This is a genomic window from Thermoplasma sp., assembly GCF_008709555.1.
Taxonomy (GTDB): Archaea; Thermoplasmatota; Thermoplasmata; order Thermoplasmatales; family Thermoplasmataceae; genus Thermoplasma.
Genome location: NZ_VYIJ01000027.1, coordinates 1 through 10,445, shown reverse-complemented (window position 1 = coordinate 10,445; position 10,445 = coordinate 1). Strand labels below are relative to the sequence as shown.

9 protein-coding genes are annotated in these 10,445 nt (G+C 45.6%); 4 read left to right on the top strand and 5 right to left on the bottom strand.

What is annotated here, in order from left to right; translation table 11 throughout:
• Positions 1 to 104 precede the first annotated feature (104 nt).
• Positions 105 to 473, bottom strand: a complete 369-nt coding sequence (locus tag F6Q11_RS07135) for a cupin domain-containing protein (protein ID WP_297027793.1) — start codon at positions 471 to 473, stop codon at positions 105 to 107.
• Between the two features lie 83 nt (positions 474 to 556).
• On the opposite strand from F6Q11_RS07135, the gene F6Q11_RS07130 reads away from it, so the two are divergent.
• Positions 557 to 1,165, top strand: a complete 609-nt coding sequence (locus tag F6Q11_RS07130) for a sulfite oxidase-like oxidoreductase (protein WP_297027790.1) — start codon at positions 557 to 559, stop codon at positions 1,163 to 1,165.
• Here F6Q11_RS07130 and F6Q11_RS07125 read toward each other — a convergent pair.
• Positions 1,148 to 2,407, bottom strand: coding sequence for an MFS transporter (locus F6Q11_RS07125; RefSeq protein WP_297027788.1), 1,260 nt, complete (start codon positions 2,405 to 2,407; stop codon positions 1,148 to 1,150). The genes F6Q11_RS07130 and F6Q11_RS07125 overlap by 18 nt on opposite strands.
• Before the next feature lie 196 nt (positions 2,408 to 2,603).
• Here F6Q11_RS07125 and F6Q11_RS07120 point away from each other — a divergent pair, with 196 nt between their 5' ends.
• Positions 2,604 to 4,454 carry a glycoside hydrolase family 13 protein gene (locus tag F6Q11_RS07120; protein ID WP_297027787.1) on the top strand — a complete coding sequence of 617 codons (1,851 nt, stop codon included), beginning with the start codon at positions 2,604 to 2,606 and terminating at the stop codon, positions 4,452 to 4,454.
• Positions 4,455 to 4,550: 96 nt separating this feature from the next.
• Positions 4,551 to 5,363, top strand: coding sequence for a pyrroline-5-carboxylate reductase (proC, locus tag F6Q11_RS07115; RefSeq protein WP_297027784.1), 813 nt, complete (start codon positions 4,551 to 4,553; stop codon positions 5,361 to 5,363).
• 62 nt (positions 5,364 to 5,425) lie between these two features.
• On the opposite strand, the gene sdx is transcribed toward proC, so the two are convergent.
• Entirely contained in the window at positions 5,426 to 5,761 is a 336-nt protein-coding gene (gene sdx / locus F6Q11_RS07110) for a sulredoxin (RefSeq protein ID WP_297027782.1), read from the bottom strand.
• Positions 5,762 to 5,888: 127 nt separating this feature from the next.
• Between sdx and F6Q11_RS07105 the strand changes: the two genes are divergently transcribed.
• Entirely contained in the window at positions 5,889 to 7,187 is a 1,299-nt protein-coding gene (locus tag F6Q11_RS07105) for an MFS transporter (RefSeq protein WP_297027779.1), read from the top strand.
• Between the two features lie 14 nt (positions 7,188 to 7,201).
• Here the strand turns inward: F6Q11_RS07105 and F6Q11_RS07100 are convergent, their stop codons facing one another.
• Positions 7,202 to 8,893: an APC family permease gene (locus tag F6Q11_RS07100; RefSeq protein ID WP_297027777.1), complete on the bottom strand. Its 1,692-nt coding sequence runs from the start codon at positions 8,891 to 8,893 to the stop codon at positions 7,202 to 7,204.
• A 211-nt stretch (positions 8,894 to 9,104) separates the two neighbouring features.
• The gene (locus tag F6Q11_RS07095; RefSeq protein ID WP_297027774.1) at positions 9,105 to 10,193 is read right to left on the bottom strand and encodes a HoxN/HupN/NixA family nickel/cobalt transporter; all 1,089 of its coding nucleotides are present in this window, start codon (positions 10,191 to 10,193) and stop codon (positions 9,105 to 9,107) included.
• Between the last annotated feature and the right edge of the window lie 252 nt (positions 10,194 to 10,445).

The following is a 10,445-nucleotide window of genomic DNA, read 5'->3' as shown; positions in this document are numbered from 1 at the left end:
TAATTAAAAATTTCAAATCTATATCGTTATGAGATAACAACCATAACTTAATCAAAAGTCAATTATTAGATTGGTTGATGACATAGCTAATTAAAATCGGGCTCTCATTCACCAAGTATCATTCTTGCAGCCTTTACCGGTACAACGCATATCATCCTTGTATCCTCTTCTGCATCCATACCATGTTCCACATTGGGAGGAATGAATATGAAGTCATCAGCCTTCGCCACATACGTCTTTCCATCAAGTTCAACCCTAACCCTGCCTGAGATTATGAATATTTCATGTTCATAGTCATGATGGTGATGCGGTGTCGACTTTCCCTTTTTTACCGTAATAAGCCTCATAGAGTAATTCTCCGCACCATCTCTGTGGGTTATGAGCCATCTTATTGTGGCCCCACCTTCCATTGGCAGGTCTTCAACGTCAGAGGAATGATGAACGAAACCAGCTCCTTTAACATCCTTTTCCATGTAATACGATCCTGCCTCGATATATATAGATTGTCCAGCATGGACTGAGATCAATGCTATATACGGGTAGTTTATGGGAATACGTGGACAGAGTAGAAGTTAAAAATCCGGGCCAGAGATACATATCTAATTTCATAATATATGATGCGCTGGGCGAACCTGAGATAGACTTGAATAGATGGAGGCTCTGTGTCGATGGCCTCGTAAAGGAGAAGAGGTGTTACAGTTTTGATGATCTCGAAAGCATGCCGCACATAACATATACCGCGGATTTCAACTGTGTGACGAAGTGGTCTATAAAGGACGTGGTATGGGAAGGTCCGTCATTATCAGAACTCATAGGACGGAGCGTTCCGGATCAGAAGGCGTCATGGGTTATGTTCTGGTCAGCGGATGGATATTCCACGCCGGTACCTCTCGAGTATGCACTTTCTGATAAAGCACTCGTTGCTATAAGGGTGAACGGCGCCTCACTGAAGAAGGAGAACGGTTTTCCAGCAAGGCCATTCATACCAGATCTCTATGGCTGGAAGAGTGCAAAGTGGCTCACACTTATAGAACTCATAGATGATTACAGGGATGGATACTGGGAACAGTATGGTTACCATGAGATTGGGCGTGTAGAAAACGAGGAGCGGTTCAAGGGATTCACCTGGAAGAGCATAAGGAGAAACTCAAGGAGATCGGATTGATCGGGTCGTATCGAACCTTCCAATGTAAAATGAAACCGGCACGGTAGCCAATAGAATTACGGCCGATATGAGAAACATCAAATGCAGGTTGTGGATCGTGTTGTAGACGATGTTTCCGGCTATGGGGCCTGCCGAGAGTGCAATACTGTTTGATATGGTGTAATAGCTTGTCCTTCTTACCCTGTTCTCGCCTGAGGATCTGCTCACAGCCATATTGAATGAGGCCAGTGAGTAAATGGAAACCGGTATGGACATCAGGATAACTATCAGCACAACAGAAGCGGAAGCGTGGCTTATATAGAGTGTTGTGAAGAGGACGATCAGGAGCAAGGCTGCGATCACGATCGTGATTTTGTATCCGGCTTTCAAAGACAGGACCTTTCCAAGTCTCTGCGAACCAATATATATGATGCCGCTGAATATCAGCACTGCAGTGTATATGGTGGATCCAAGGTTGAGGTATGGTTTCCCAAGCAGGTAAAGCGTTATGTAAGGCTGTGAGAAATAGTATCCGAAACCGATAAGAGATATGAGCAGCACTGCAAGGACGAACTCAGTCTCCGTTGACCCGGTGGATGAAGTGGAATAGACATCCCTCACCTTGGCCGCAGGAATATTTCTCATTATATTTATTGAGAGCGCAGAAAATATGAATGATACCACAAATATTATGAAGTAGTCCAACCTGTATCCGTTCACAGCTATGAAGACAGAAATGGCTATGAGATATCCAACTATCCCGAATGCCTTCATGACCATGTTCCTTGTGGAGAAATAACCATCCCTGTTTCTTTCACTTATCATACCCGGGATCCAGAGCGTCCATGTTGTACCAGAAAACGAGGAAAAAAAGCTCCTCATAAGAAGCAATGCAAGAAGAATATAGAAAAAATAGGGCGTGTGCACAAATATGAGCAGTGCGATGATAAGCCACGGTAAGCGATCGAGAAAAGTGGTAACGATGGTGATACTCTTCAGATCGTCAAATCTCCTGAGTATCCTGTAAGCTGCGATCTGAGAGAATGGAACCGCGATGACGGGAATGCCTGTTATGAAGCCCACTGGAGCAGAGGATCCTATCAGCAGTATGGCCAGCGGTACTATGTACGGAGACGTTATCGAACTGTAGATCGACCACAGGGCCCCGTCACCTATCGATAGATCCATGACTCTCTGTTCCGTGTTGCCGGAGCCCTTGAGAAAACGCCTTAGGAATGCGATACTCTTGGCCTCAGATACCATTTGTGATGGTATTATTTCTCCGTTAATGAGGGTTGGGGTCTGGGGAAACCTGTAAAACCCGATCCTGAGGTATTCTAAGTAAGCTATCTCATGTGGAAATGCACTGAATGATGTGGCTGTTGCCTGGATTAGGCCGAGTCACAATTCAAAATCACCGAACACCATGATTATATTACAGAACGTTGTATCTGAATTTATGATCGGTACGGATATCAGTGTAAACGATTCTTTTTTCAGGAAGATGAATGTAACTCTATCCGATATAGATGCTGAAACGATATATCTTGAAGGTTCATTCAACTGCAATGGCGAAGGCAGCATAGTTCTGCAGCAGAAAAACAACGGAAGAAATGAGATAGAAGGTCTTGTCCCAGATAAATATGAATTCAGGATTGCGCTGGATCAGTATGGTTTTGTGAGGGGCGGGCAGTCAAGATCAGGCCTATTCCGGCTTTCGATCTGGCTTGATGCCATGCACCATGATCCGGATCGCTCCCAGTTCTCCTGCATATTTGACGATGGCATCATGGACATACGGGTTGCGGTGCCAAAGAGTACGGTTTCGGTTGACATTCTTACCGAATCGAATGTATCAATTCTGTATTCAAGGAGATCTTCACAGGCCACCTACGATTTAGTTGAGTTTGTGGTTTCTGGAGTTTCAGGCTATGCCTTCGAGATAGACCATAGAAGGTATCCTGCCGAAGGCTACTACAGGGCTGTAAAGAAGATAAACTCGGATCACCGTTCTAAGATAATGTATCACATATTCCCGGATCGTTTCTTCCGTTCAGGTCCGGATAGCCCGGATCTGCAAAGATGGGGAGAGAGGCCGAAGCGAGACTCGTTCTTTGGAGGAAACCTCGAAGGCATAAGGCAGAAACTATCCTACATCAGGGATCTGCATGTCGATCATATATACCTGAATCCAATCTTCAAGAGCAAGTCAAACCACAGGTACGATGTAGATGACTATTACAGCATAGACGAAATGTTAGGTACGGATCAGGATCTGAAGAATCTGGTATCGGATGCGCACGATCATGGAATGAAAGTCATTCTCGATATGGTCTTCAATCATACCTCGACGGATTTTCCGTTCTTCCGTGATGTCCTGAAAAATGGCAGAAATTCTCCATACTATCACTGGTACATATTCCATAGGGATGAGTTCATCGTCTTCAGAGGGAGGGGTAAGAGAGGCAGTTATCCCCCATACGAGACGTTCATGGGTTACGGAGGCATGCCAAAGCTGGATCACAGAAACCCTGAGGTAAGAAGGTACTGCATGGATGTGCTGAAGTATTATATAGAAAAGTTCAATATTGATGGATTCCGCTATGACGTGGCGCACTCCATTTACGGTAAGTTCTTCGAGGAGGTTATGGCTGAGATAGGGAAGAACAAGCTTCATATAGGTGAGGCATGGTGCCTTCCCACCTATCTTGTCAATGCAACAGACTGGCAGAGCTACACAAATTACTTCCTTGGGAGTGCCATCCTGGATATGGTTAAGGGAACAATAACCGCGGGTGAATTTTACGATAGGATCCAGAGGATGATCATGGTAAATGGTATAGAGAAGCAGCAGAACATGATGAATGTCCTGGACTCCCATGATACCCCAAGGATACTCAGGATGCTCCATGGAGATAGAAAGAAGGTAAAGCTTGCGTATTCGATTCTTTATATCATCGACGGTATTGCCACAGTGTATTATGGAGATGAGGCTGGTCTTGATGGAGGCAGGGATCCTGACGACAGGAGGTGTTTCCCATGGGGTTCTATAGACGAGGATATGCGCAAGTTCTTCGTAGAAATGGGTAACCTGCGTGAAAGGCTCAATCTCGGTTCAGCCGGCGTTGTCGCAGTCAATGAAGACGGATCATCCTTTGTCGTTAAAAAGATCAAAGCAGATCTATCTGTGGCTGTGCACGTTGCCAAGAATGACAGGATGCCATTTCCGCAGGATCACGTGATTGCAGTCAGAGAAGATGAGGCAAAGACAAGTCCTTGGGATTTCTACATAACGGTAGATGCAGCATGATCCTAATATCTGAAACAACATGTATTTTGGACATATTGCCTGAATACTTCAGAAAGAATTAATAATATGATGAAAAATGATCCACCGGGATCATATTTGGAAACAATATCTGTGATAGGTGCAGGGACCATAGGATCCGCCATATCCATATCTCTTGCAAAGGCCGGTTACCGGGTGATATCCACGAGGAGAAGGCCGGATCTCAACGCCGGCTTGAAGTCGTACGGAATTGAGGTAACATCAGACAATGCAGGCGCCGTGTCATCATCCGATATGGTCATATTGACGCTGAAACCTGCGGATCTTGTCTCAGAGATCAGAAAACTGTCCAACAGTCTGAGGGGAAAGATAGTTGTGTCCATGGCTGCGGCAGTTCCCATGCGGATCATACACGAGATCCTCCCGGACTCCTTCATAGTCAGATCCATGACCAACATAGCGGCTGAGGTGAATGCCGGATATACTCCATTCTGCGTTCTGAAAGAGGATGAGGAAAAGATTTCCTTTGTAAGGCGAGTGCTTGGCGTTTTCGGCGAAACAGAGCAGGTGGATGAGAAGTATATGGACGCTCTGACAGCACTGAGTGGCAGTGGCCCGGCGTATATACTCACGATAATTGAAGCCATGATGTATGGCGGCCTCAAGGTAGGTCTTCCGAGAAGCATAGCACTGAAAGCCTCCTACCAGACAGTTATGGGATCGGCAAAGCTCCTTGCCATGAGCGGAGATCATCCATCTGCGATAAAGGAAAAGGTCATTACTCCAGGCGGTGTGACCATAGATGGCATCTACGAACTCGAGAACGGAAAGATAAGGACATCAATAATGAGGGCCATAGAATCGTCCACGATCAAGGCCAGAAAGATATCAAAGGACCTTTTCCCTGAAGAATCCAGAGAGAAGCAATAGGTACAAACATAAGGGATTGCTGAACTTTGAACAAAAAATAAAAAGTATAAATTTATAGAGGATCAGTCAACATCCACTTCCAGGAACCCCCCATTCTCCCTGACGCCGTAGACCTTCAGGCCAAGCTTTTCCATGGGAGCATTGGGTGCAACCGACGGAGGTTCGATCATCTTTCCAGTGTTTATCTCGAATCTTGCGCTGTGGCACGGGCACCTAACAGTCATGCTGTCCTCCTCGTATATTCCTAGTATGCACTTTGCATGTGAGCATACGGCATTCAGGCCGTGAAAACCATCCTTGCCCTTTGCTATGAAGATCACGTTTCCATCAACATTGACGGCTATATGGCCGCCAGCATGTTCAAGTGCCTTCACTGAAACCGTCTTTTTCCAGACCATGGTGGCTCATCGCAATTCGGTAGAAATATCTTTATATTCATTATCTTGTAATAATGAATAAAAGAAAATCTCACAATATCGTAACATGTTAGAGGCAATCTTATTTTCACTCAGGTAATCCGCACTCATGGAGTACGCTTCTTCTATGACAAGAAAGATAAATGTCTGGTCAGTGTATCCAGGTGCTCTGGTTGGGTGGATCATGGATGCCTTCAACCTGAGCATGATGTTCCTCCTCGTTCCGGTTCTGGCCAATCTGTTTTTCCCGGCTCATTACGGTCTGGCAATAGTTGGAACATGGAGCATATACACGACTACCTTTGTATTCAGGCCTGTAGGAGGTTTCATTTTCGGGCGGCTTGGTGACAGGATAGGAAGAAAGAACACCATGTTCATAACGCTTCTTGGTCTTGGCCTCATAACCTTCGCCACAGGTTTCCTGCCAGTGTATGCAGCCATAGGCATAATAGCGCCAGTTCTCCTCTTCCTGTTCAGAGCAATAACAGGTATATTTGCCGGTGGCGAGTACGGCAATGGATCATCCATCATAATGGAATCAATATCCGGAAAACGCAGAGGTATATGGGGTGCGGCCGTTCAGAGTGGGTACCCAATAGGATACACGCTTGCAGCCTCCATATTCCTCTATCTTCATTATGTATTTCCAGGGACAAGCTTCGATGTTACGGGCTGGAGATGGATGTTCTGGATAGGCCTGATACCGGCTGTTATCGGCCTTGTAATAAGGCTGAGGATGCCAGAATCGGTGCTATGGGAGGAGAGCGTCAAGAAAAAGGGAACGCAGAAGAGATCGTTCAATGCCAGGATGGCGTACAACGTAATACTTGGTGCACTGGCCATGACAGGTATAGCCTGGGTCTACGGCCTGACGCTCGGCTTCTTTCCCACGGTGCTGTCCGTGCATGCATTCATGAAGTTCCCGTATTTCATATACGTGGTCATAACGGCCATACTTGTATCGCTCGCAGGATACATGGTGTCTGGATACCTTAGCGATGCCATCGGCAGGAGGCCCACCATGATGGTATTCTCAGCGATGGCCATAGTGCTTGCACTTCCGCTGACGTATCTGATCATGGGACATTACCTTGGGTTCACAGGAGCCCTGATATTTGCCAGCATAATAGCATTCGTGACCACGGGTGTGTATGGCGTTATACCATCATATCTCGCGGAGAAGTTCCCCACTGAGTTGAGGAGTACAGGAACAGGTATAGGCTTCAACGGTGGATTTATCCTTGGCAACTGGAGCACGGTATTCCTGCTTCTCATCGTCACATTCACGTCCAGAACATTCTATGCGTGGTGGGGCGTCTTCGTGATAATAGGGGAGATATTCATACTCCTATCCGCGGTTCTTTCAAAAGAAACAAGAGGAGTGGATCTTTCCAATATAAAAATATAAATTTTTTATATTTTTTAAACGTACTGGTCCTCATTGGCAACCATTGCTGCTATCTCCTCTGTCTTTATTCCGCTTCTTATTGCCCAGAAGTAGAACAGTGCGCTGACTATTGCCACAACTACCAGATCCAGTGGAAACTTTATAACGTCTATTCCGCCATATTCTCCGAGGTATGACAGTACCGTGAGAACGATTATGAAGAAGGGTACCCACAGCCCCGCCTTTATGTTTGTGCTGTTGAAACTCTGGTCTATCCTGTGCAGTGCTGCAAGAACTCCATAAAGAACCAAACCCGCGAATATGCCTATGGCAAGATAGAGGGTGGTTGGCCAGCCTGTCCAGTACACAGCCTCAGATGCGAGTATGAAAGCTATGGGCGCCATTACGCTTGCAGCAGGAAGCCTGAAAGGCCTCTTCAGTTCAGGAGCCTGCTTCCTCAGGTTCATCAGCGCAGCTCCACCGACTATGTAAGTGAACACCGTTGCACCGCTGATGAATCCGACCATCTTATACCAGCTTGGGAAAGGCAGGAAGAAAAGGAAACCAACCAGTAGGGTGGTTATAAGCGGTATCAGGGGTATCCTGTTCCTCTCCTCTATCTTCGCGAACGTCTTGGGAAGATGTCCGTTGACCGCCATTCCATAAAGCGTCCTGGCAGAGGTTCCCATATATACGTTCAGCGTTCCAGAAGGCGCCAGGTATGCGCTTGCATAGAGCGTGTATGTGAGCCATACCAGCCCGGCTGAAAGCGCAACGGTTGCGAACGGGGCATTCATCAGGTCATACGCATAAGGGTATGCAGTGGCTGCATTTGATGCAGAGGCCAGAGTTGAGAGTTGCTGCCACTGCCCCGGTACAAGGCCTACCTTTGACCAGTCTATGCCACCCACGAATACAACCTGGAGCAGAGAATATATGAGCACTCCTATTAGCACTGACCCGATCGTTGCTATAGGTATGGATCTCTGTGGATTTCTTGCTTCGCCACCATAGTCTATGGCCTGCCTGAAGCCAAAGTATGAGAATACTATGCCCGTACTGGATATGGCCGCAAATACAGGAGCCCACCCATATGGCATGAAACCATTGCTCGGTATGATCTCTGACGGCTTGAAGTGAACGAATATCAGCACAAGTATCGTTATCACAGGTATTATGACCTTGACCCATGTGAGTCCCTGGTTCGTCTTACCCATTATATGAACGCCGGCATAATTCAGGAAGAAGAAGCCTATCATCAGTAACATAGCTATGACGGTTCCAAGGCCTGTCATTATGCCGTTGGCGATCAGTGCGGGCTTCGTAACATAGCTGGCTGCATACGTGACCACAGCCTCAGCTTCTATGGCCGGAACTGACACAGCGCTTAAGAAATACGCCCATCCGAAGAGAAAACCTGCGAAGCTTCCATGCGATAGATGGCCGTATCGGACTATCGCACCAGATCTCGGTATCATCGATCCGAGTTCGGCATAAACGAGTGCTATGAAAATGACGATTATGCCGCCGAGCACCCATGCAAGTATGGAGGCGGGACCAGATAATATGGATGCTGCGTATGCAGCAAAGAGCCATCCTGATCCGATTATCCCGCCAACGCTTAGCATCAGGAGGTCCCATGTTGAGAGGGCCTTTCTCAGTTTTTTGTCCTGGTTCTCAACGTAGGATATATTTGTATCAGATGGTATGCTACCTTGTTCTCCCATAAATGGATATGAAGATATAAATATATAAAATTTCTCATCTGTGGCTAATTTAAATTTTGATATATTCTAAGAAAGGTTCGTTATTTTAAAGATAATTGCAACTTATACGTAATATATTATATATAAAATTTAAGTATATCGAAAACATATTAAGATTCTTTTTTTCCTTCCGGTATCTTGGAGAAATGGTTTCATATTCTAGCAATATTGATCAGGATTGACACATATCCTCCTGTGCGCATGGGCGTGATCTCTGAGCGCTGAGATATTTGATATATGAAATTGTCCACGAGAGTGCAAATATAATCACTATGACGAGTCCAACGTTCCCCCAGGCCAGATCGTTTATCACATATATTGGTCTCCAGAACGTACCATTCAGGTTGAATTCCTGCTGCGCAAGCCCCAATGTCTCCAGTCCACCGATCACATATGCTACAGTGATCGATATCGATGTCATGGTCAGGTTGAACCACACCTTCTTCTTCGGACTTCCAGTGAAGGCCCAGCCGTATGCACTGTTCATGAAGAACCCATCGCTTGAATCCGTCAGTACCATTCCTGTCGTGAACAGAAATGGGAATATCAGAATGGTGTATATGGGTACGCTGTTGAATACCCCGGAGGCGGCTGCGGAAATGGCAAGCAGCGTCGTCTCTGATGCGGTGTCGAATCCAAGGCCAAACAGAAACCCTATCGGATACATGTAGAATTCGTTCTTTATAATTCTGAACAGCCCTCCAAGGTACCTGTTCATGAAACCGCGTTTGGAGAGTATATTTTCAAGTTCAGAATCGTTCATGGCATTCTGGACGCTGAGCCTGTATGCCCTTCTGATCTCTCTGAGGACAAACAGGTTAAGAGTTCCAAGAAGAAAGAGAAAGAATGCGCTCACGAGTGTTCCAACTACTGTTCCGATCTGCTCAAGCCTGGGCATGGTGTTCTCTGTGATCCTGATGGACACGATTACCATCAGTGAAAGCAGGATCACCACAGTGGAATGCCCAAGCGAGAAAAGGACTCCGGTATACCTTGATCTCTTCCCCTCCTGCATCAGTTTTCGCGTTGCGTTATCTATGGCGGCTAAATGATCGGCGTCAAAACCGTGTCTTATTCCGAAGAAATAGGATAGAATACCCAGAGAATAAAAAGTGCCAGTCACGTATGGTGAACTGATGCTTCTTCCACCTATGATGCTTGTATACAAGGATAGCATGTGAAACATGAGGCCAGTGAGAAGAAACAATAAACCATACGTTATGAGGTAAATCTTCGTATTTCTAGATACATGCTCTTCCATAAAGAGTAATGAATGCCAATAATATAAAGTTATTTTTAGTTTTAGTAAATTAACTTCATATTATTTATTCGATGCTGTAATTGTATTCTGATCTTTATCAGGTTAGTGGCTTTCTATTATTAAATTCATGAATATGACTATTTATTACAATCGTGAGAAAATTTCTTATATCCATGAATAATATCCATGTTGTTCAGAGATGATCTAATGATAAGTGTGACAGCCTGGGAATGGATCGGCCTGTTCATCGGT